Genomic DNA, 21280 nt, shown 5'->3' with positions numbered 1-21280 from the left:
TATAACATGGCAATTAGATTTAATAATTTTGAAGAGAAGAAATTAGCCTTTGCACAAGCAACACAGGACGGAACTCCTGAAGAACAGTCTAAAGCATTAAACGAGATGCTGGGCGCACTTGCATCGGATGTTCAAAGTGATATTATGTCTCAAGTGAATACACAGATGGCCGACAACGCAGTTTTACAGTCACGCGGTCAAAATGTCCTTACCAGTGAAGAAATGAAATACTTCAATGCGGTTGTAGAAGACGGTGGGTTCAAGGAAAAAGAAACACTGCCTGTGACTACTCAAGAGCGTGTTTTTGAGGACTTGATTAATGATCATCCATTACTTGATAAAATCGGGCTTCAAAATTTAGGGGCGGTAACTGAGTTTATTTATTCTGACCCTGAAGGTGCTGCAGTATGGGGAGACTTGTTCGGGGGAATTAAAGGGCAATTAAATGCTGCATTCAGAAAAGAAAAAATTACCCAATTGAAACTAACTGCATTCATCCCATTGGCTAATGACATGTTGAAACTCGGACCAGTCTGGATTGAAAGATATGTTCGTACAATCATTAAAGAAGCGATGGCTGTCGGATTAGAACGTGGATTCATTGCTGGTGGTGGACCTGCCAAAGAGGAGCCAATTGGACTACTGAAGAGTGTAGACCCTGAAACGGGTGCAGTATCCGATAAGGTAGCTGCTGGAACTCTTACTTTCGAACCGGGTCGTGTAGTTATCAATGAATTACGTGATGTTGTAAAACTGTTGGCAAAGAAGTTGAAGCCGGATGGAACTGATTCAGACCGTCCAAAGAGAATTGAAGGAAAGGTAGTAATGGTTACGAATCCGTTTGATACTTTCGATATCAAAGCTAACGCTACTATTCAAAATGCTAGTGGTGTATATGTTACAAATCTACCATTCAACCCAGATCCAACAGAATCAGTGTTCGTTCCTCAAGGGAAAGTATTATTCTTTGTAAGAGGAGAATATACAGCAGCACTAGGTGGAACGGAGCCTATTAGAGAGTTCAAAGAAACAATGGCACTTGAGGATGCAACGGTCTATATTGCCAAACAATATGCAACCGGGAAGCCGAAAGATAAATATGCTGCACAAGTATATAACTTGAACTTGGATTTATCTCAACCAGCTGGAGCATAAGGGGTTGAAGTGATTGGAAATCACAGAACAACTTTTACAAGATTTTAAAAACCGAATGCACATTTCCCATAACGAGGACGATAACCTTAAAGAGTTATTGTCCTTTTCTATTACAAGAATAAAAGGCTATTGTGGGGAATTTGATATTTACGGGAAGAAAGATACTGACATACGTGCTAAAGAATTGGTATTTGAAAGGACCCGGTATGCCTACAATGATGCTGTGGAATATTTTGAAAACAACTTTCTAAGCGAGATTAATAGCCTGGGGTTAGATATCGCACTGGAAGAAATGGAGGTTGAACCTGATGCAACCCTTTAAGTATAAACCTCCAAAAGTTAATACAGGGGATCTCAGAACCCCTGTTACATTTTATCAACCAAAACCAAATGAAGGGCCAGAACCAGGTGAGCACATGGATTCCGTCCTTTATGAAGCGATGGCCAAGATAGATACGGTTTGGATGAAGGATATTGAGGTGGCCAAAGCAAACGGCACCCTTTCAGATGTTACCCTTACCATTCGAGACCCGAAATCCACCTTCATTCCAACCAACAAGCATTATATTGCCATCGATGCGGATGGTTATAGGGACAAACGATATAACGTGAAACATGTGCAACCAGATTTACAAAACAGGCAATTTATTAAAGTTGTGGCGAGAGTGGTTACATGAGCGTGAAAATCAGGGGAATGGACAAGTTGCTGAAAGACCTGGAAGCCCGTCTAGGGAAAGAAGCCATGCAACGGATTAGCGATAAGGCTTTAATGGATGCTGCAGAGGTGTTTGTGGAGGAACTCAAAAAGGAATTTGCTAGTTTTAGAGACACTGGTGGATCCATAGAAGAGATAACAATTTCGCCTATTGTCCATGTGAATGGTGTGCGAACCATCAAAATCCATTGGAGTGGACCAAAAGGAAGGTACCGGATTATTCACCTCAATGAATGGGGGACCATCCGGAATCCGAGTCCCCGGGGGAAAGGCGCTGTTGCTAGAACTTTGAACAATTCAAAACGGGCATATAGAGAAGCGTTGAAAAAGGCAATTAAGGAGGGATTATAGTGGATTCGTTGGATATGTTCTACCAAGCATTAAAGGCGGACCCCTATATCTCTGAACAAGTTGGCCCCAGGATTAAGTATTATGAATATCCGGAGTCTGGTGATGTCGATAAACCTTATATGGTTTTGGAAGAAATAGCACCTTCAGAACCAGGTTCTTATGCAGATGGAACTTGGTTGACACTATCTGTATTTGTACATGTGGAAATATGGAGTCCAAACCGAACCACGACTAGATTACTAGCCGAAAAAGTACGCGACCATATTTGGGATACGTTCAAAATAAGGCAAGTAGGCGGTTTGACAGAATATGATAACGAGGTTTTTCGAGATGCCCGAAGATATCAGGGATCTGTTTATCGGGAAGACCTAGATCAATTATAAAAGGAGCGAACAAATATGCCAGAAGAAAAGAATTATAGAGCCTCTACAGGAGTAGACGGGTTTTATTATGGGATTATTGGTGATGGAACTACAGCCACTCAAATTGAGCGAGTAAAGTTCTTGCAGGAAATCACGGTGGAAATGCCCCAAGAAGTTGTACGAGCTTATGGTGATAACACTACAGCAGAAATGGCCGTATCTAATGGGGATATTTCTGTCAACTCTACTTTTCACAAGATTCCCATTGAGGACAAACAACGTTTGTTAGGGTTGGAGACCGTAGAAGGACTAACAGCCATCGGTGGAACGGACAAACCTCCATACGTAGCTGTTATCTTCGTTAAAACATTTGAAGATGGATCAGTTGAATATGTCGGGCTGCCTAAAGGTATTTTTACCCGTCCTAACGTTTCAGGAAAGTCAAAAGCCGGTGGAACAACTGAATTTACTGCTGAAGAAATTGTCGCTCAGTTTATGGACCGTAAAGTGACGGGATTTGAATCAGAAAAGTCGGTTATCTTTGCAGCAGATAAAAAAGGTATAAACACCAATAGAGATGCATTGTTTACAAAAATCTTTGGAGTGCCGTTCCCAGGTGCGTTACCGGAAGGGGCATAAGCATGAAAACTCCTGAATTGAAAGAAAAGCTTACGGAATTAGGCGTTGAGTTTGATAAAAAGGCAACAAGAGAACAGTTAACTCAATTACTAGAGCAGAAACAAGCTGAAAAAAATGAAACAGAAGAAACATTGAAAGAAGAATTAGAACTGGAACCAGATCCAATAACCTATGTAGTCATTCGTGATTTTAAGGATTTACAGGACAATAACACTGTATATATCGCAGGGGACATTTATCCTCGCAGAGCAGAAAGTGATCCTGATGAAGAAAGAATCCAGGAGTTACTTTCCAGCAACAACAAAATCGGAAAACCATTGATTAAAGAACAGGCGTAAGCGCTTGTTCTTTTTATCTTTTTGAGAGGATGGAAAACAAAATGGCAAACTTAAAACGTAACCGAATCGAACTTGTAACAGGAGTAAACGGGGAGGAAGTAGTCACGAAAAACTATCTGACACCAGTTTTCATCCCCTTTGGTGTGGTATATGAAGCGATGGACTTGAAAGACGAAATCGAAGAGAGTTCCAAAGAAGAGGAACCAGGAAAAGAAAAAGTATTAATGGACAAAATGGTGAACTTCATTGCCGAGAAAGTCTATAACAAACAGTTCACCAAAGAAGATTTAATCAATGGTTTACATGCTCCAAACGCTATGCAGGAATTACAAGAACAGCTGGCTTTTGTGGCCAATGGACAGCAGACTGATGCCACAAAAAAGTTCCTAGAGAAGAAGAATTGAGTGATGAAGACTTCTCTCCTTCCAAGCAAAAGGAATATATGGACAAGTTGATTTTGCAAATGATGAAGGATGGAAAAGACATCAATGAAATTCTGAACATGCCCTTTCATTTCATGGTAGAACTCTTGAGAGAGAAAAATAAACCAAAACAAGAAAAGTCTTTAATCGCTGCATTTGGGGGTTAAGGGTTTTTTTATTGGTATGGAAGGGAGGGTAAAAGATGCAAAGAATTGAAGGTCTTTCGATTGGATTAGACCTGGACTCTATCAAGGTGGATAGTGGCCTTAAAAGTTTAAATTCTAAATTAAAACTGGTTAACAGTGAAATGAAATCCAACATGTCTGCCTTTGATCGTGGGGATCGTTCCATCGCCAAGTACGAAACCAGACTGGCTGGTCTGAACAAAAAGATTGAAGTGCAACGCGCTATCACTGATAAAGCCCAGAAAAGTTACGAAAAAATGGTAAAAGAACACGGGGAAGGGTCCGTTGAAGCAGAAAAGGCAGCTGCAGAATACAACAATCAATCAGCTGCACTTCGCAACCTGGAACGGTATGTTGAAGGTGTAACACAGGAATTAAAGGACATGAAAGAAGAACAGCGCATAGCTTCTTCTGGTTGGACGAAATTTGGCGAAACACTGGACTCAGCCGGGAACAAATTGATTGGATTCGGGACCAACATGAAGGAAGTCGGAAAATCCTTATCCATGTATGTGACAGCGCCACTTGTTGGGTTCGCAGCCATGGCCACCAAAGTTGGTATTGATTTTGATGATAGTATGGCTAAAGTGCAAGCTGTTTCTGGAGCAACAGGCGATGAACTGTTAGAACTCCGAGAAAAAGCAAAGGAAATGGGTGCTACAACAAAGTTTAGTGCAAGCGAATCAGCAGATGCCCTCAATTACATGGCACTTGCCGGATGGGATACCAAACAAATGCTAGGCGGTATTGAGGGGATTATGGCCTTAGCTGCAGCATCAGGTGAGGATCTTGCAGCGGTATCTGATATCGTAACCGATGCATTAAGTGCCTTTGGGATGCAAGCAGAGGATTCAGCAAGGTTTGCTGATGTGTTGGCTGCTGCCTCCTCTAGTGCAAATACAGATGTTATGGGTCTCGGAAAGGCCTTTGAATATGTTGCTCCTGTATCCGGTGCGCTTAAATACAGCGTAGAAGATACAGCAAAGGCTATAGGGATTATGAGTAATTCGGGTATTAAAGGCGAAAAAGCTGGTACAGCGTTAAGAACGATGATGACCAACCTTGCCAAACCGACTGCTGCAATGAAGAAAGAAATGGATAGGCTAGGAATTTCTCTAACAGATAGTGAAGGGGAAATGAAAAGCTTTGATGAGGTAATGCTTAACATTCGGGAATCCCTTGGAGGATTAACAGAACAACAACAGGCTTCCTCGGCTGCAACAATCTTTGGAAAAGAAGCAATGTCAGGAGCACTCGCTATCGTTAACGCCTCCGAGGCAGATTACGAAAAGCTTTCACATGCTATCGACAATTCCAACGGATCTGCCCAAAGAATGGCAGATATCATGGAGGGAACTCTAGGGGGGACCCTACGAGAGATAAAGTCAGGCTTAGAGGGATTTGCTATTTCTATCTACGAGGCAATGCTTCCTGCCCTCACCGTAATGGCTGACAAAGTAAAAGGAGTCGTTACCTGGCTTAACAATCTTAGTCCACAAGTGAAAATGGCTATCGTAGTTTTCGGGGGATTACTTGCAGCTATTGGTCCTATTCTGACCATTGGCGGAATGTTCATTATTTTTCTAGGAAATATCCTCACCACACTTGCACCCGTAATGGCGAGCATCGCAAAGGCTGGTGGTCTTCTAAAATGGCTACGGATAGGATTTATGGCGTTTACAGGACCTGTAGGAATTACCATAGGCCTTTTAACAATCCTCACAACGGGATTTATTGCTCTTTATAAGAACTCGGAAACCTTCCGTGAAGGGGTTCAGAGGTTACTATCGGCATTATTTACTCTTGGACAAGATGCGTTAAATGCAATAAAGCCAGCAATAGGTGCTGTTGTTTCCTTCTTTCAGGAACAACTAGCGGTAATCCAACAATTTTGGGCAGAGAACAGCGCCACGATCATGGGTGCGCTATCTAATATCGGCAAGTTCATAAAAGCCACTTTTGAAAATGTCATTCTACCAGTCATAAAATTTGCCATGCCATTCATCCTAGCCTTGATCAAATCTGTTTGGGGGAATATCCAAGGAGTTATCACAGGCGCGCTTAACATCATCATGGGCGCGGTGAAATTTTTCTCAGGTTTGCTAACAGGCGACTTCTCGAAAATGTGGGAAGGAATTAAACAAATGTTTTCGGGAGCGATTACTTTTGTTTGGAACTTAATCCAGCTTTCTTTCTTTGGCCGAATTACAAAAGGGGTAGTTGGATTTGTAAAATCATTTGGTTCGAGCCTTAAAAACGGATGGGATAATGCCATTTCTGGAATAAAGTCATTTGTTGCCCTAGCCAAGATCAATTTCAAGAGTTTCGTAGATGACGGTTTAAAGAAATTTAACGATTTAGTCGCGGGAGCAAAAGCCCTTCCAGGAAAAATCGGCCAAGGAATTAAGAGCATGGCCGGAAAGGTTACTGATGGTGTCCGTGCGGTGGCCAATAATATGGCATCTATGCTTGGAAAAGGTGTTAACGGTGTTATTAACGGAGTTAACTGGATCCTTGGAAAAGTGGGTGCTTCTGGAGCGATTTCTCTTTGGTCTGTTCCACAATATGCCAAAGGGATAGATAATCATCCTGGGGGTCCTGCAGTCGTTGGGGAAGAAGGTCGTGAGCTTGCCCATATACCTGGCGTTGGATATGCAATGTTAGGAGAGCAAGGACCACAGTTCTTGAACCTGCCTAAAGGGACATCAGTTTTACCAAACAAGGAAACAGAGTCCATGCTTTCCAGCCTATACCCTGCTTATGCTGAAGGTACAGGGTGGTTAAAATCAGCATGGAATAAAACAAAGAATGTTGCATCTGATGTTTGGTCCCTCATTACAAACCCATCCAAGTTATTTAGTATGGCGTTAGATATGTTTGGTGTTTCTACTCCAAGTCTACCAGGTATGTTTAATGGGTTTGGTAAGAGCATGTTCAACAAGATGAAAAGTTCTAGCTTGCAATTCATAACGAATAAGTTGAAGGGTGTTAAAGCGCCGGAGGAATTTGGAACTGGTGGGAAAATCAACTCTGAAGGACTTTATCGTATTGCCGAGGGCGGATGGCCAGAATGGATAATTCCTACCGATCCCAATAAGAGAACAGATGCAATGAAATTATTGGCTTTGGCCGGGAAAGACATTCAAAACAACAAACGACCTAACCAACTTCCAAACCCTGGAGTAAATGATACCGGATTTTCAAAACTCGAAGAAAAACTAGATGCTCTCATTGAGTTAATCCAGCAAGTTATCGGTATTGAAAAAGAACAGTTAATGGCTCTATTAGCTGGACATTCTATCATTTTAAAAGAAAGAGAAGTTGGTAGATTACTTGAGCCTATCATTTCAGAATTTCAAGAAAGAAACAAAGGGAAGAGGGGTAAATTTGAGTAACTCATTATCTTTTAATAACATCAAAAAGCCTTGGATTCACTTGTTAAAGGGGAGAAAAAAGCCCCCCTTTTCCCCTTTAATTAGAAACCTGTTACGTCTACCTAATAGACCTGGAGCTTATCTGCAGTCAACAGACACTGATGTCTTATTGATTGAACAACCTATTGGGTTCAAAGTACAAAATGACATGCACGCACTCCAAATAAAAGACGAATTAGCGTTATGGCTGATAACTGAAGAAGCAGTTCCTCTTCAATTTGATGATGAACCTGGCCGGACATACTTTGCCGTTGTGCAAAACACCCTAGAGGATTTTGAAAAAATTGTAGACTTGAGGAAAGGAACCATTCAGTTTTTGTGTTTGGATCCTTATGGATATGGGAATGAGAGAACCTTCATCAAAGCAGCTGGTACAGAGGAAACAAATATCGTTGTCTTGAACAACCCCGGAACGGTTAAATCTTATCCTAATTTTAAGTTTACTGTGAAGAAGAACATTACTCATTTAGATATATTGAGCGATGAAGCCCACATGAGAATCGGGATGCCGGCCACAATAGAAGATACCGTGATTAGTCCTACTGATGTAATTTTGTCCGACTCTATGAACACATTGGTTGGTTGGGCAAATGCTTCCCAGGTGGATGGAGGAATCGTGGCAGGAAGTTTCATGACCGGATCAGAAGGATTTCAAGTAGACAGTTTCGGGTCAGGTGAAGCTTGGCATGGTCCATCCTTACAAAAATCAATCTCTCAGCCTCTTAAAGACTTCCAAGTGGAAATGCGATGTAAGTTTTTCTCCATGAATCATGCTGGCGTTGGAAGAATAGAACTCTATCTTTTAGATGCAAATGGGACAAGGTTCGCAAAGCTAGCATTTAAAGACATCCATCGATATAACTACCTTCAGCAAGGTGAAGCAAGGGTAGGCCCACATATTGGGGGCACGTTCATTATCGCTGGTTCTCCTCCCAATCCAAAACAGTGGGATTACTTCACAGGAATTTTAAGGTTGTCCCGAAGGAACGGGAAATGGGAAGCCTACATTGCAAATATTGATGGGGTCCATATCGGTGTGATGGAAGCAACCCGTATCGATGAAAGCGTTAATGCAGATCTAGCTGGGATACAAATTCATGCCGGGGTGAGCGGTACAAACAGCCCGGCAACCATGCGTATCCAGCAGATTCGGGTACTTAAATTGAATGATGTTTCTGGTTCCAAAATTCCTTTCATTGCAAAACCTGGGGACGAGATTTCAATAGATCATAAAGCAAAATCCATTCGGATAAATGGAGAGGATAAGATAAAACTCAAAGACTTCGGTTCTTCCTACTTCCCAATAAAAAGGGGAGACACTGCCTTAATGGTCATTCCAGGAGATGCCGTAGACATTGAGGCAAAAGTAAGGGGGGTTTACCATTAGTCAAATACATTTCTTGGACCCCAAAACGGATGAAATCCTTGGTTCATTAGAACATCAAGTGGGTGAATCCCCTTTTTGGGATGATATCCATACCGAAGATATAAAAAACAAAGAAGACTTTGATTTCTCCATGCGTGCAGATGTTCCGGAAGCAATACACGCAAGTAAAAGAAACTTGGTCGCAATTCCTGATGATGAAGGTCATCTAAGGGAATTTATCATCTATGAGGTGGACCAATTTAGTGATGGTACCAAACAAATCTTCACTGTTGCATCCTACACCGAGATTAAAAAACAAAAGAAGCCTATCCCCCCTACTGTACTAGAAGGACAAACGGTTAACACTTCTATGGACTGGACATTAGCAGGAACAGGATGGAAACGTGGAATCACCGAACATGCTGGCATAAGAAAAGTGACCATTGATACTTATAAAGATCCTTTTCAAGTGTTAAAACAGTTAGCCAGTCTTTTTGGATTAGAGTTAAGGTTTCGTGTTGAGACAAACCGACATAAAATCACCGGTCGCTATGTGGATATGGTGAAAAAACGGGGAGAAATAACCAATAAAGAAACAGAGTTGGGGAAAGACTTAATCGGGATTGAACGGAAGGAATCTACCGATATAGTAACAGCCTTACTTGTCTTGGGACCTGAACAGGAAGATGGCAGCCGTTTAACTGTTGATATTTTCGATGATGAAGCATTACAACGGTGGGGAAGGGATGGAAAACACCTTTGGGCTTTGTATGAGCCGGAAACTGATAATGAGAATATCACTCTTGAACGATTAACCGAACTAGGAAAAACTCAACTAGGGAAAATGGTTAATTCGGTTGTAGAATATACAGTCACGGCAGCAGCTTTAGAACATTATTTTGGTCTTTCCCATGAAAAGGTTCGGATGGGAGATATCAACCGGATAAAAGACGAATCCTTTGTCCCCCCACTATATTTGGAAGCTAGAATTATAGAAATATCCCGTTCAATTTCAGATAAGAGTAAACGATCCTACAAACTCGGTGATTTCATTGAGTATTCTGAGGAAGATATCAAAAAGACCTTTAAACAATTACTAGTCTTATACGGTCAGAAGGTTATCCGAAGAGATACCCCTCCACCTAACCCACGTCAAGGAATGGTATGGGTAGATACGAGTGGTCAGCTGGATGTCATCTACACCTGGAACCACTATGCACAAAAGTGGGAGAAAGCGACTCCTACTTTTGCTGAAGAAGTTGGAGCTTACGATAAAGAGACAGTAGATAACAAGGATAAAAGTGTCTTCGATGATGCAATGTGGTACACAGATATAGTATCCGAAGAAAAAAAGCAAGAGGCCATTCAACATACCGACACGGAAGTCCAAAAGAGAGAACTTGCTATCATCCGCCAAGCAACAGAACCTTCTGGAACAAACTATGCTATAGACCAACTATGGCTTCGGACCACGGATGATGTGTATTTTAAATGGACAGGTTCCGGGTGGAAACAAATTACGCCAAGTCTCGCTGAAATGGGAGAAAAAGCTGGTCTGGAATATGTGAATGGACAATTAATATCCAAGGCGAATAAAGAGGAAACCTACACGAAGGTGGAAGTCGATAATGCCGTAGACAGCCGGGTTAGTGTCATCTCCTACAACACGGACCAAAACGGTGTAGTTCAACGCTTCGAGAGTGCAGAGAGTCGTATTTTACAGACAGAGACGGATATTACATCTAAGGTGTCTCAAATTGATTTTAACGCAGTAGAAGGAAGAGTCACCACCACAGAGGCCACTATCTCCCAACATGCAAGCTTGATAGAGAGTAAGGTCAATCAGTCCGTCTATAATACAGATCAAAACAGCTTACTTTCCAGGTTGAATAATGCAGAATCATCCATCTCTCAACAAGCTAATCAAATTACGCAACGAGTCCGAACTGAGGAGTACCTGATTGATCAGAACTCTTTGAAGTCAAGAGTTTCAACAGCAGAATCCACTATCACGCAGCATGCGAGTGAGATTGCCCTACGGGTAGAGAAGAACGGGGTAGTTGCAGCCATTAACCTTAGCTCGGAAGGTACCAGGATCCTTTCCTCAAAAATTCACATTGATGGAAATGTGACCTTTGCGAATGGATATGATCCCACGAAAATACAAGTTGGAGGAACCAATATATTTAAAGGTTCCATGTTACAACAAACCGCCGCATGGGGCACTAATGCTACTCAAATAAGAACTGCTTTAGAGATTGGACACAGCGCGAGAGTAAATTATGGTGGGGGCGGTACAAATTTCGGCTTACAGTTAAGTAGTAATACTGTTTATAGAAAGACCGAGATTACCCAAGGGAAAACCTACACGCTTTCTTTTGATGTGAGGGGAAATGCAGAGAATTTGAATTACACCTATCTTATGAGGGGGGATGGCTCAAACGTATCTTTCCCAAATTTAAGTGTAAATTTAGATACTTCAAATTATACAAGGGTTTCTGTTTCTTTAACTTCACCTTGGTCTACGCAAGTGGGTTATCTGTTAATCGGTTCAACAGACGCATCAGTTGGCGGTAAATGGATTGAAGTTAAAAACGTTATGTTAGAGGAAGGAAATAAAAATACTTCTTGGGAGCCAAACCCTTTTGAAATAACAGAAGAGTTTCAAGCATGGAAGTTTCCAAACACCACCGAGATTGACGGCGGAAAGATTAGAACTAACACAATCACTGCTGTACAAATTAATGTAAGCTCTCTTTCTGCGTTAAGTGCGAATCTCGGAACAGTTATAGCTGGAAGTCTGTCCGGTGTAAGTATCTCTACTATTGGAAGTCAAGGATCCGTTTCGCTATCTGGAGATAGAGTGGAATCCACAAATGCAAGTCGAATTGCACGCCTTTCCAATGGTGAAGGTCTTTTTTCTAGTAATTCCTTAGTAACAATGGTAACAGACAGTAATGGGATTCAATTACGTTCAGAAGAAAACGGATTACCTTGGTCTAGTCTGCAGTTTAGTAGAATAAATGCCAATACGCATGACGCTACTTTATATGCTTCAAGGGATATAGTCCTTTCAGGAGGCCGTGATATCAACCTTACTCCTGGTGTCGGCAGAGGCATCAATGTGCAAGGAAATTTGAATATCAATAGATTAAGGGGGTTAAGTGATCCGGTGAAGTTCTTCCTAGGCATAGGAGATGCTCAAATAGATATGACAGGCGGGGACTTGCGTATTATGAGAGATAACAATAACTATGTCCGAATCAATAATGGCAGTATCCAATTCTATACCAATGGTACACTGAAGCACACTATTTAATTAAGGAGGGTATAATGGCACCAATACTGAACTGGAAAAAAGAAGTCACGTATTCTTTCAGGTTTCTCGAAACGGAGCATAAGGAATACATGTATGTAAATGAGATTGATGGCAAACGTTATCGTTTGGCCGATGACAACCCTGCTTTTGGGATGAATCCAACCAGCCATCCCTCTACCGGAGAGGAACACACAATTATTGAGGCGGAACTTGTCGGTGAATACTTAAGGAGAGTGACACCCACACTCAAGCGATACGAACTAGTTTACTACCTTCCTGACATCGAAAAATATGTTTTCCTAAACTATGAGGTAGAAACAAGCGACTACCCAGGGGAAAGTGGAGCAAGATTCTATTTCATATCTATTCCATTCTAAATAAAGTAATCAAACAGGCAGGTGCTCCTTGCCTGTTTTTAATTTAACTAAAATTGGAGGACCAACTCATGAAAATTCAAATTTCTTATAACTACGTAGCAGGAATAGCATCTTTTCTTATCAATTTAAAGCTGAAAGGAAAACAATCAAGGCATCGTACTCGACTGGCCAACCTTCTTATCGAGAAAAACAAGCAAATTGCAGAAGAAGAATTAGAACTAATTAAAGAGTACGCTGGAGTAAACGAAAACGGAGCGCCAAACAAAAAAGAAAATGGAAACTTTGACATTGAGGATGTAGCTGGTTTCAAACAACAACAAGAAGAACTTCTAAGTGAAAAGTTTATCATTGAGGGTGGTGATCACCATGGTATGTTAAAAACCGTTAAAGCTATTGTACTGGATTACGATGGAGAGGTAGCAGGAAGTGAAGCATTTGCCTATGACCATATTTGTGAAGCTTTTGAAAATGCAGATGAGGAGAGTGATGAAGAGTGATTATTCAAATTAGATCTACCAATGTACAATGGACCGATGAGGGAGAAGTAAGTTCTGTACAAATAAGCTTTAGTGGCCACACAGCAGAAAGAAACATTAACATAAATGGGATTATTCCTTTGACCTCGGAAGAGTATCGTGGAAACGAATCGATTACGGCATTAACTGGGATTGTAAAACAGCATTTAGCTACTCGATTATCAGAATAATATAGAAACAAAATGAGGGGCATAAGATGTCTTTCTATGTTAGGGGGCCTTACCGTTGTTGTCATTGGAGGAGGAGAAAATGAGGGAGCAAGATGTAAGAGAAATGAAGGACGGGATTAAAGACATACAAAAGACCCTCCATGAAGTCGATAAGACAGTGTTTAGTCACACCGAAAAATTTGAAAATCTTCGTAACGTGAAAGAGTTGGCAGAACGGACGGATGAGAGCGCAAAGTCAGCACATAAGCGTCTAGACAAAGTAGAAGATGATATAAAAAAACAATTTGATGACTTTAAAGAACTAGTCGAAAACTCCAATAAAATGCATGAGAAAAATTATAAAAGTATGAAGACTTTCGCCTGGAAGGTCTTTTTTCTTTTTGCCACGCCGTTCGCTGCGGGGTTCGCTGCTTTTTGTTGGGTCATATTTCGTAATGGATTAGGAATGGGAGGAGAATGATTATGTACACGAAACCACAAACATGGAAAGACTGGGGCATTTTATTAAGCGCTTGGGGATCTGCGGTTGCTTTGTTTTTAACCGCGGTATTTGGCTGGGACCTAGAGAAGTATGTTGGCCCATTTGTAGCAGCTGTCATGCTGACGGCATTCCTAGCATGGAACCTATGGGGAATCTGGAAGAACACCTATGTCAGTAAACAGGCACAACAACTGAAAGAGAACGCGTTAAAAGCCCAAGGATTAATCAAGAAGTAGAGCTGCCATCCGTGGTGGTTTTTAATTTTGAAAGGAGAGATTGTTATGGTTGCATTGAATTATAAAAAGAGGCACATCCGTAGACATCCTACCACAAGGCCCGGCATTAAGTTACTGAGAGTGCAAGCTGTTGTGGATCATGCTACTGCAAATCATGGAGCTTCAGCATCTAACCACTTTACGTATTTTGATAGTTCGTTACCTGATCTTAACGATAAACAACCAGAAGATAAGAAAAGGTATGCCAGCGCACATATCTTTGTAGATAAAGAGGAAGCATTAGAGCTTGTTCCTCTGGATGAAGTGTGTTTCCAAGCAAACGACAGACGACAAGGTCCGTTATTATCCACCTTACGTGCAACAAGCCCTCAATATCCAGGGGGAAACGCCAACCTCTTAACGGTAAGTGTGGAGATGTGCCAGGAGAAAGATGGATCCATTCATCCAGATACCTTAAAACGTACCGCCCTGGTACATCAAATGTTACAAAACCGTTTCCCTCAACTGAAAGACACATATAACCGTTTTGTCCGCCATTATGACGTAACGGGGAAAAACTGCCCAGCACCGATGGTTACAAGGGCATCTTATTATAAAGAATTGCTGGATATGACTCATGGAGTTATTCCTATAAATGCTGCACCTGTCCAACCAAAGCCGAAACCAGCACCACCAAAAAAGGAGGAACCATTCATGTTAGAAAAAGCTATTGTTATTAATCAGTATTCAGATTTTCCTGCTGCGGAGCTTATCGCAGGACGCTTGAGAGTACCTATTTTCCTACGCTCTACCGCAACACAAATCCAAGTAGCAAAAGAAGTTATTGTGTGCGGAGGGTCTAAAGATGGACTCAAAGGAAACAAGTTTGTGGAGTTAACGGGGAAAGATCGTTACGAAGCAGCAGCAGCTATGGGTAAATTTTATAAGTCTTTGTAAAAAAATATAGAGGAGTGATAACGGATGGTAACTTATGAGGTCGTTTCAAAGGACGGTAAATGTAAATCAAAAGTAACGATAACGAAGAAATCAAACTTAATTAACTCAAACAAAATTAAATTGGAAAAGATGTAATTAGATAAAAAAGCCCTTCCGAATTGGAGGGGCTTATTCATTATTCTAAATTATCAATAGCATATTGTGCTTCTTCAGGAGTGAATTTCTCCCCATAATCTGATATTAGCTGGTCATAAATTCCCTGATTAGACATATCCATATTTTCGGCATATGATTGTGCTTTCTTTAGTGCATTTTCATTCCAATCCCATTCGATATTATCAATAGCATATGTAGCTGCATCTTCTGGGAAGTTTTCTCCGTATTCTGATACTAATTGATCATAAATGCCTTGTTTTGACATATGCATAGTTGCTGCATATGACTCTGCTTTCTTTAAAGCTGATTTATATTCTCTAGGAACACTTTCCTCTTTAGCTTCTTCTGCTTCCTCTTCACTTCCTGATTCATCACTTTCCTGTTCTTCAGAAGCTTCTTCTGTGGTATCATCAACTTCAGTGTTTTCCTCTTTCACTTCAGTATTTGCTGGACTTGTTGAGCTCGCGTCCGGTGTCGTTTCATCCCCACCACTTGTTGCAGCACCAATGATAATAACGAAAGCAATTAGCCATACCCACCACTTTTTATAAAATGGCTTTTTGATTTTTTCTTTACTCATAGTAACCAATCCCCCTTTATTTTACATATTGATATTACCATAAAAACATAACGGCAAATGGAAAATTTGTAAATTATAAAACTTTTTTGGTAAAAAATTTGATATAGTGCATTATTTTCCTTTCTGGTACAAATCCCATTTCTGATAGTCCTTCAACGTTCCACCGGCAGTTTGCCACTTGCCAGCATACTCATGATGACCCTCAACATAGTAGTTTTCTCTACCTTCCTCTTTCTTCAGAATACCAACAAGGCCATTTTCAGGATTTCTGATTGTATCACCAACTTCAATTTTGTTTCTCATACACTATCACTCTCTTTGAATTCGACTCTATCATCGAACTTCACCCAAATTCGTTCAATTGGTCGATCTAGCTCTTTTGCTAGGTTATAAGCCACTTCAAAGCTAGGTAAACTCTTCTCATTGACCAGGGCATTTAAGGCAGTACGGCTCAAATTTATCTTCTCTGCAAGTCTTTTCTGTGTAAAAGATGGATTTCTCATTTTTTCTTCTGCTAATATCACTCTAAGATTACATACAAAGCCATTGATCGGCATGAAGACCACCCCCGTATTATAAACTCATTCAACGTAGTTAAAAGTAATTCCTCTAATCATTAATAAATATCAAAATAAAAAAGTTAAGTTAACAAGACATATTTACTGTTCAAATACATATGTTTTATTAAAGGCGTCATCAGGGCGCCAAAATGACCCCAAGGAGGCGTTTTTGTGAAATTCATGACTAAAGAGTTGGCAGAAGTCTTATTGACGCGTAGAGACGTATTTTTGACGTCAGAAGGAGAGCGATTATTAAAAGCACTTGTGGAGGAGGTGACGTCCACTAATGGTGTACCGTCCAACAGTAAGGTATCATGATGTCTTCCAGAAGTATGTGGATGATGTGTTTAAAGTGACGTCCCTGGATCGCAACCAAATAATTAGAGCTGCATTATTCACGGCTGCTTACTCTTCACAATTTCACCAGCTGATGAAGCCATACTTTTATGACCAGGAGGAGAGGGAAGATGTCCCTCTTCCACAGCCTAAATGGTCCTTGAGGGAGGCTAAGTATTGGCTAGAACAAAATGCGGAAATATATGGCCAGAATGCAGTAAAAGACGTCCCTACTCCCGACTTACAGCCACAAGGGGAGGGGAGGCGAATAGAGGTCCGGAACCAGGGGGCAATCAGGGCCTCCCTCCTGCCCTACTCTTAGAAATCAACTGTTACAGTGTGCTACAATTACACATGTCAATTGGCAATGGATATTTTGGGAGGTTATAGGAATGATAGAAGATAAGGGACTGGGAAATAAGAAGATTAACAGAGTAGGAATTTCATTGTCTAATAGTTATCTAAAGAAATTGAATATGTTGTCAACAGCTTGTCAGATGAGACCGACCACATTAGCAGGGTTAATATTAGAAAGGTGTCTGGATGACGAAGCAATGGTTGAAAAACTCCAGAATGAGTTTGGTGTCTACGAGGCGTACAGAGTGCTACCGCTAAAGAAACATGATGAAGCTGACGTCAAATATGCACTTAAAAGTGAAATGTCCACATGGAGTTAGTCAGCCTGCTTACAGGCGTACTGGCGACGTCCTTTGCCTTTTGTTTGTTCAATAATCAGCAAGACTTCCAAGAGGTTGAGGAGCACGTCAATATGACGGGAGGCTCAGAGTCCGAGGGACGTCTCGTAGAACTATCGTGCCAGACCTGCAGGAAGCTAAAGAGGCACCAGGAGGTAGAGGAATATTTATTTGTGTGTACAAAATGTAGACGGCATATTGATTTAAGGTAGGGAATATAATAGTTGGTTGGAAGAGGGTGTCTGTCCGTTTCAAAAAATGCCCCCAAAACCTCCCCCAACCTCCCCCAAATAAAACATTTAGAATAAGTTATTTTACAAAGCAGAGAAAAAAGAAAACCCCTATAACCATTGATATATCAAGGTTTCTAGGGGTTTTTGGTTATGCTATTTACATAGCAATTCGCTTAACGAGAGTAGAACTCAACGATTAGTGCTTCATTGATTTCAGCAGCTAATTCAGAGCGCTCAGGTAAACGAGTGAACGTTCCTTCTAAAGCGTCAGCACTGAAAGTTAAGAATTCTGGTACGAAGTTGTTTACTTCAACAGATTCTTTAACAGAGCTTAGGTTGCGAGACTTTTCGCGAACGCCGATTACTTGACCAGGCTTTACGCGGTAAGATGGGATATCTACGCGAGATCCATCAACCGTGATATGACCGTGGTTAACTAATTGACGAGCTCCACGACGAGTGCGAGCAAGACCTAAACGGTAAACTAGGTTGTCTAAACGAGATTCTAAAAGAATCATGAAGTTTTCACCGTGCTTACCTTGCATTTTACCAGCAGCATCGAAAATGCTACGGAATTGACGCTCATTTACGCCGTACATGTGACGTAATTTTTGTTTTTCTTGTAATTGCAAGCCGTACTCAGAAAGCTTTTTACGTTGGTTAGGACCGTGTTGTCCTGGTGCGTAAGGACGCTTTTCTAATTCTTTACCTGTACCGCTTAATGAAATGCCTAGACGGCGAGAGAGTTTCCAACTTGGACCTGTATAACGAGCCATGAATGACTCCTCCTTCGTGTTATTATTTGTTGTAAAATAATAACAGATGTGACTAATCTACTTGAACATTTTGTTTTCATGTATCCTCGCTCTGCAGCAAAGAGTTACACGATACACCTCCGTAAAGCAATACGGGGAACAAAATGAATCAACATAGCATACCACATAGGCTGCAATATTTTACACAAAGGCTATTATATCGGAAAAAAGGATAAGAAGTCAAGGATAGTTTAGAAAAGGTTGGGGACTGTACAGTTAAAATAATTTTGGGGACTATTAAATAGGAAAAAGAAGTAGATGTTTATGATATAATTTTTTCAGAATTATATCAAGGTGGAATGAAGATGTATAAGGAAACTGGCAAGGAAAAAGTTATTCGATTCTCCATTATTGCTGCAATTGCTACTGTAACTCTGTACTTATTTGTAAATCAGTATACTCCTCAGGAAGAACCCGTAACCGCCCCGCCACAAGAAAAAGCAGTAAAGCAAATGGCTGTGGTCTTACAAGAGAGAAATCAGGAACAGGCCATTCCGAAGCTTACAATGGTGAGAGAACATGAAGGGGAACCGATTCTTGTTACCTATCAAGTGGATACAGAGAACAACTATCGTTTTGAAACCCTTCAAGCAGTAAACCTGAAGATTACTCCAACCGATATGCAACAGGATCAAAAAACGGATGGGGTTTGGCTGAAGGAAGAAAACAATTGGACCTACTATAACCCGGAATTGCAAGTGGAGAAAAGGCAAGGGAAATTCAGAATAAAGGTTGAGAATAGTTTTTCTACTAATATAGAAGAATTGGATACAGACAATTATGTTCTGCAAGTAAATAATAAACAAGGCCCAATACTTGAAAAGACTTTGGAAGAAAAACCGCTATCGGTTGTTCGCCTTTCCGAGAATGACGATTTATGGTTCGTTCTTTTTGAAAAAGATACAATTTTATTAGTGCCATAAAATAATGCTAGGAAAATGTTACCTGTTACCGTTATAATATAGGTAATAAGTAATATAAAAGGTGAAAATAATGGAATCCAATAACAAGATGCTCGAAATTAAAAGCAGAATATTTGATTTTTTCCTTTCGTCTTCCGATCTAACACAATCTACTTTTCTGACACAATTGCAACTTCTATTGAAAGAGGAGCTCTGTGCGGAACAGGCAATCGTCACATTGGAAGGAAAACCTGTAACTCGAAATCTGTCCACTATATGTGAACAGGCTGTAACCTATACCGCATCCATGAACATTGGTAGCAATATGGAAAATGTAGTCATACCGCTTTTCGATGAGGCAGATGCCATCGGGAAGATAGATCTGCATTTTCTTTCTCCGCTACCCCTTCCTTTAGATAGCTTCAATCATATCTCAAAAGAACTTTCAATCATTTTTCAACACTATAATCAATACATACATAAAAGATACATAGAGAAGCAATATGAAGAATTATATAACATCACATCGAATTTTCATTCTGCTATGAAAGTGGAAAGCATCTTATCAGAAGTCATCAAGTTATTGCAAAAAATGTATGACGACTTTTCCTATCTTCTGTTGCTAACTTCTGATAATGATGATCTTCAGCATCTACCTATAAAAAAGTTGGACTTTGATGATACAAACCTTTGCGCAATGAACGCCTATGTGACAGGCGATGTCCAATATGAAAATTCAATTAAAGACAGAAGGGCCTACATTTATGTTCCCATAAAAGGTGAGCAGGGAGTGTACGGAGTTCTCCAGATCATGTCTCTTGATGCCGCTACCCTTCCTGAAGCAGAGATAAATTTCATCAAGCTTATAGCAGATGCCACAGGTTCGGCACTGGAAAATACGCATCTCTATGAGCAATCCAAACAAGTCATTTCCGATTTGCAGTTGATAAATGAAACCTCCCATCAATTAAATACTAACCTTAGGTTGTCTGAAGTAACCACATTTATGGTCAAGAAAATCCTGCGTTCCTTTGAGGCGAAGGAAGCCGCATTTATTCTATTTAAAGAAAAAGGGGCGGAAGTGTTGCCGGGGTCAACAGATTTCTTCCAACAAAAGGACATCAAGAAATACCTGATACATATGGAGGAGTATCTCTACTCCGATGGGGAACCTCTTTTTATAGGTGACCTTCGAGTACATGAGCGCTTGTCGGACCTTCCTTTTTGTTCTTGTATGGTTATTCCGATGCTTGCGCCAAATGGAATCAAAGGTGCATGTGTCATCACACATCCATTGCCTTACTATTTCAGTTTTGAACAGTTCAAGCTACTACAATCACTGATTCACCATTCCACATTGGCCTTTAATAATTCGATGCTGCGAGAGGAATTGGAGCAATATGTGATCACCGATTATTTGACAAAGCTCTATTCTCGGAAATATTTGGACGATAAAATAGAAAAGTCAATGAAACATGATTCATACGGCACGTTCATTCTGTTGGATATTGACGATTTCAAAATTGTTAATGACACATACGGACATCAAGTTGGGGATAAAATTCTCATACAGGTGGCCAATATCATTAAAGCCAATATCAGAGATACGGATATCGGGGCAAGATGGGGTGGGGAAGAGCTTGCCATCTATTTGCCGAAAATCGACCTAACCTTGGGGAAGGGCATAGTTACTAGAATCATTGATAAGATAAGGGAAGAGACCAACCCGGGTATAACGGTTTCCTGCGGAATATCATTTTGGAGCAAGAATTCAACGGATACTCCGAAAGATCTTTTTCTTAGAGCGGATCATGCCTTGTATAAAGCGAAAGATCAAGGTAAGAATCAAATGTGCTTTGAATCACTTGAAAAGTACAAGAGTTAGTAATTTGAAAAAATAGTTAACCCCTCCTTTAAGTGAGAAAAGGAGGGGTTTTTAGGAGGGATAAAATTTAAAAGAAAACGCTTTCAATTTCTCTTT

The 21280-nt window shown here is 40.6% G+C and carries 27 protein-coding genes; 23 read left to right on the top strand and 4 right to left on the bottom strand.

The genetic code is table 11. The features are described 5' to 3' along the window. Positions 1 to 6 precede the first annotated feature (6 nt). The 18 genes from MKY77_RS19130 (at position 7) to MKY77_RS19045 (ending at position 15022) form a co-directional block, all read left to right on the top strand. Complete coding sequence (locus tag MKY77_RS19130; RefSeq protein WP_342515420.1) at positions 7 to 1155, top strand: phage major capsid protein; 1149 nt, start codon at positions 7 to 9, stop codon at positions 1153 to 1155. A 13-nt stretch (positions 1156 to 1168) separates the two neighbouring features. Continuing rightward, on the top strand, positions 1169 to 1477 hold the full coding sequence (locus MKY77_RS19125) for a phage gp6-like head-tail connector protein (RefSeq protein WP_342515419.1): 309 nt from the start codon (positions 1169 to 1171) through the stop codon (positions 1475 to 1477). Further along, positions 1464 to 1832, top strand: coding sequence for a phage head-tail adapter protein (locus tag MKY77_RS19120; RefSeq protein ID WP_342515418.1), 369 nt, complete (start codon positions 1464 to 1466; stop codon positions 1830 to 1832). Before MKY77_RS19125 ends, MKY77_RS19120 begins: the two co-directional genes overlap by 14 nt. After that, a complete protein-coding gene (locus MKY77_RS19115; RefSeq protein ID WP_342515417.1) occupies positions 1829 to 2221 on the top strand; it encodes a hypothetical protein in 393 nt (130 codons plus the stop codon). Before MKY77_RS19120 ends, MKY77_RS19115 begins: the two co-directional genes overlap by 4 nt. Beyond that, positions 2221 to 2604: a DUF3168 domain-containing protein gene (locus tag MKY77_RS19110; RefSeq protein WP_342515416.1), complete on the top strand. Its 384-nt coding sequence runs from the start codon at positions 2221 to 2223 to the stop codon at positions 2602 to 2604. Before MKY77_RS19115 ends, MKY77_RS19110 begins: the two co-directional genes overlap by 1 nt. Before the next feature lie 15 nt (positions 2605 to 2619). Next, a complete protein-coding gene (locus MKY77_RS19105) occupies positions 2620 to 3222 on the top strand; it encodes a major tail protein (protein ID WP_342515415.1) in 603 nt (200 codons plus the stop codon). 2 nt (positions 3223 to 3224) lie between these two features. Continuing rightward, positions 3225 to 3560, top strand: a complete 336-nt coding sequence (locus MKY77_RS19100; RefSeq protein WP_342515414.1) for a hypothetical protein — start codon at positions 3225 to 3227, stop codon at positions 3558 to 3560. 41 nt (positions 3561 to 3601) lie between these two features. Then, entirely contained in the window at positions 3602 to 3964 is a 363-nt protein-coding gene (locus MKY77_RS19095; protein ID WP_342515413.1) for a hypothetical protein, read from the top strand. Continuing rightward, complete coding sequence (locus MKY77_RS19090; RefSeq protein ID WP_342515412.1) at positions 3961 to 4149, top strand: hypothetical protein; 189 nt, start codon at positions 3961 to 3963, stop codon at positions 4147 to 4149. Before MKY77_RS19095 ends, MKY77_RS19090 begins: the two co-directional genes overlap by 4 nt. A gap of 35 nt (positions 4150 to 4184) precedes the next feature. Then, positions 4185 to 7562 (top strand): phage tail tape measure protein, encoded by a 3378-nt coding sequence (locus MKY77_RS19085; RefSeq protein ID WP_342515411.1) that lies wholly within the window; start codon positions 4185 to 4187, stop codon positions 7560 to 7562. After that, the gene (locus MKY77_RS19080) at positions 7555 to 8988 is read left to right on the top strand and encodes a distal tail protein Dit (RefSeq protein WP_342515410.1); all 1434 of its coding nucleotides are present in this window, start codon (positions 7555 to 7557) and stop codon (positions 8986 to 8988) included. The genes MKY77_RS19085 and MKY77_RS19080 overlap by 8 nt, the downstream gene beginning before the upstream one ends. 13 nt (positions 8989 to 9001) lie before the next feature. Then, a complete protein-coding gene (locus MKY77_RS19075; protein WP_342515409.1) occupies positions 9002 to 12286 on the top strand; it encodes a phage tail spike protein in 3285 nt (1094 codons plus the stop codon). A gap of 14 nt (positions 12287 to 12300) precedes the next feature. Then, positions 12301 to 12663, top strand: a complete 363-nt coding sequence (locus tag MKY77_RS19070; protein WP_342515408.1) for a hypothetical protein — start codon at positions 12301 to 12303, stop codon at positions 12661 to 12663. A 68-nt stretch (positions 12664 to 12731) separates the two neighbouring features. Further along, positions 12732 to 13160: a DUF1617 family protein gene (locus tag MKY77_RS19065; protein WP_342515407.1), complete on the top strand. Its 429-nt coding sequence runs from the start codon at positions 12732 to 12734 to the stop codon at positions 13158 to 13160. Then, positions 13157 to 13369, top strand: a complete 213-nt coding sequence (locus tag MKY77_RS19060; protein WP_342515406.1) for a hypothetical protein — start codon at positions 13157 to 13159, stop codon at positions 13367 to 13369. The genes MKY77_RS19065 and MKY77_RS19060 overlap by 4 nt, the downstream gene beginning before the upstream one ends. A 55-nt stretch (positions 13370 to 13424) precedes the next feature. After that, entirely contained in the window at positions 13425 to 13829 is a 405-nt protein-coding gene (locus tag MKY77_RS19055; RefSeq protein WP_342515405.1) for a hypothetical protein, read from the top strand. Between the two features lie 2 nt (positions 13830 to 13831). Continuing rightward, a complete protein-coding gene (locus MKY77_RS19050) occupies positions 13832 to 14086 on the top strand; it encodes a hypothetical protein (protein WP_342515404.1) in 255 nt (84 codons plus the stop codon). A gap of 45 nt (positions 14087 to 14131) precedes the next feature. Next, on the top strand, positions 14132 to 15022 hold the full coding sequence (locus tag MKY77_RS19045) for an N-acetylmuramoyl-L-alanine amidase (RefSeq protein ID WP_342515403.1): 891 nt from the start codon (positions 14132 to 14134) through the stop codon (positions 15020 to 15022). A gap of 175 nt (positions 15023 to 15197) precedes the next feature. On the opposite strand, the gene MKY77_RS19040 is transcribed toward MKY77_RS19045, so the two are convergent. The 3 genes from MKY77_RS19040 to MKY77_RS19030 form a co-directional block, all read right to left on the bottom strand. Then, complete coding sequence (locus MKY77_RS19040; protein WP_342515402.1) at positions 15198 to 15758, bottom strand: Ltp family lipoprotein; 561 nt, start codon at positions 15756 to 15758, stop codon at positions 15198 to 15200. Between the two features lie 111 nt (positions 15759 to 15869). After that, positions 15870 to 16061 (bottom strand): hypothetical protein, encoded by a 192-nt coding sequence (locus MKY77_RS19035; RefSeq protein ID WP_342515401.1) that lies wholly within the window; start codon positions 16059 to 16061, stop codon positions 15870 to 15872. Then, a complete protein-coding gene (locus tag MKY77_RS19030; RefSeq protein ID WP_342515400.1) occupies positions 16058 to 16315 on the bottom strand; it encodes a helix-turn-helix domain-containing protein in 258 nt (85 codons plus the stop codon). Before MKY77_RS19030 ends, MKY77_RS19035 begins: the two co-directional genes overlap by 4 nt. A 174-nt stretch (positions 16316 to 16489) precedes the next feature. Between MKY77_RS19030 and MKY77_RS19025 the strand changes: the two genes are divergently transcribed. The 3 genes from MKY77_RS19025 (at position 16490) to MKY77_RS19015 (ending at position 17331) form a co-directional block, all read left to right on the top strand. Then, complete coding sequence (locus MKY77_RS19025) at positions 16490 to 16636, top strand: hypothetical protein (RefSeq protein ID WP_342515399.1); 147 nt, start codon at positions 16490 to 16492, stop codon at positions 16634 to 16636. After that, on the top strand, positions 16605 to 16976 hold the full coding sequence (locus MKY77_RS19020; RefSeq protein WP_342515398.1) for a hypothetical protein: 372 nt from the start codon (positions 16605 to 16607) through the stop codon (positions 16974 to 16976). Before MKY77_RS19025 ends, MKY77_RS19020 begins: the two co-directional genes overlap by 32 nt. A gap of 70 nt (positions 16977 to 17046) precedes the next feature. Then, a complete protein-coding gene (locus MKY77_RS19015) occupies positions 17047 to 17331 on the top strand; it encodes a hypothetical protein (protein ID WP_342515397.1) in 285 nt (94 codons plus the stop codon). A 424-nt stretch (positions 17332 to 17755) separates the two neighbouring features. Here the strand turns inward: MKY77_RS19015 and rpsD are convergent, their stop codons facing one another. Next, the gene (gene rpsD / locus MKY77_RS19010) at positions 17756 to 18358 is read right to left on the bottom strand and encodes a 30S ribosomal protein S4 (protein WP_237663457.1); all 603 of its coding nucleotides are present in this window, start codon (positions 18356 to 18358) and stop codon (positions 17756 to 17758) included. 344 nt (positions 18359 to 18702) lie between these two features. On the opposite strand from rpsD, the gene MKY77_RS19005 reads away from it, so the two are divergent. Continuing rightward, positions 18703 to 19320 (top strand): hypothetical protein, encoded by a 618-nt coding sequence (locus tag MKY77_RS19005; protein ID WP_339147280.1) that lies wholly within the window; start codon positions 18703 to 18705, stop codon positions 19318 to 19320. A gap of 70 nt (positions 19321 to 19390) precedes the next feature. After that, on the top strand, positions 19391 to 21184 hold the full coding sequence (locus MKY77_RS19000) for a diguanylate cyclase (RefSeq protein WP_339147279.1): 1794 nt from the start codon (positions 19391 to 19393) through the stop codon (positions 21182 to 21184). Positions 21185 to 21280 lie beyond the last annotated feature (96 nt).

It is taken from the genome of Sutcliffiella sp. FSL R7-0096 (genome assembly GCF_038595065.1).
GTDB lineage: Bacteria > Bacillota > Bacilli > Bacillales > Bacillaceae_I > Sutcliffiella_A.
The sequence above is the reverse complement of the archived record's forward strand: the minus strand, read 5'-3'. Positions and strand labels throughout refer to the sequence as shown.

Coding starts and splice junctions, on each gene's coding strand:
- MKY77_RS19045 (WP_342515403.1), top strand. CDS start 14,132: ATGGTTGCATTGAATTATAAAAAGAGGCACATCCGTAGACATCCTACC.
- MKY77_RS19050 (WP_342515404.1), top strand. CDS start 13,832: ATGTACACGAAACCACAAACATGGAAAGACTGGGGCATTTTATTAAGC.
- MKY77_RS19105 (WP_342515415.1), top strand. CDS start 2,620: ATGCCAGAAGAAAAGAATTATAGAGCCTCTACAGGAGTAGACGGGTTT.
- MKY77_RS19035 (WP_342515401.1), bottom strand. CDS start 16,061: ATGAGAAACAAAATTGAAGTTGGTGATACAATCAGAAATCCTGAAAAT.
- MKY77_RS19085 (WP_342515411.1), top strand. CDS start 4,185: ATGCAAAGAATTGAAGGTCTTTCGATTGGATTAGACCTGGACTCTATC.
- MKY77_RS19030 (WP_342515400.1), bottom strand. CDS start 16,315: ATGCCGATCAATGGCTTTGTATGTAATCTTAGAGTGATATTAGCAGAA.
- MKY77_RS19065 (WP_342515407.1), top strand. CDS start 12,732: ATGAAAATTCAAATTTCTTATAACTACGTAGCAGGAATAGCATCTTTT.
- MKY77_RS19100 (WP_342515414.1), top strand. CDS start 3,225: ATGAAAACTCCTGAATTGAAAGAAAAGCTTACGGAATTAGGCGTTGAG.
- MKY77_RS19005 (WP_339147280.1), top strand. CDS start 18,703: ATGTATAAGGAAACTGGCAAGGAAAAAGTTATTCGATTCTCCATTATT.
- MKY77_RS19095 (WP_342515413.1), top strand. CDS start 3,602: ATGGCAAACTTAAAACGTAACCGAATCGAACTTGTAACAGGAGTAAAC.
- MKY77_RS19040 (WP_342515402.1), bottom strand. CDS start 15,758: ATGAGTAAAGAAAAAATCAAAAAGCCATTTTATAAAAAGTGGTGGGTA.
- MKY77_RS19020 (WP_342515398.1), top strand. CDS start 16,605: ATGGTGTACCGTCCAACAGTAAGGTATCATGATGTCTTCCAGAAGTAT.
- rpsD (WP_237663457.1), bottom strand. CDS start 18,358: ATGGCTCGTTATACAGGTCCAAGTTGGAAACTCTCTCGCCGTCTAGGC.
- MKY77_RS19000 (WP_339147279.1), top strand. CDS start 19,391: ATGGAATCCAATAACAAGATGCTCGAAATTAAAAGCAGAATATTTGAT.
- MKY77_RS19015 (WP_342515397.1), top strand. CDS start 17,047: ATGATAGAAGATAAGGGACTGGGAAATAAGAAGATTAACAGAGTAGGA.
- MKY77_RS19115 (WP_342515417.1), top strand. CDS start 1,829: ATGAGCGTGAAAATCAGGGGAATGGACAAGTTGCTGAAAGACCTGGAA.
- MKY77_RS19120 (WP_342515418.1), top strand. CDS start 1,464: ATGCAACCCTTTAAGTATAAACCTCCAAAAGTTAATACAGGGGATCTC.
- MKY77_RS19130 (WP_342515420.1), top strand. CDS start 7: ATGGCAATTAGATTTAATAATTTTGAAGAGAAGAAATTAGCCTTTGCA.
- MKY77_RS19070 (WP_342515408.1), top strand. CDS start 12,301: ATGGCACCAATACTGAACTGGAAAAAAGAAGTCACGTATTCTTTCAGG.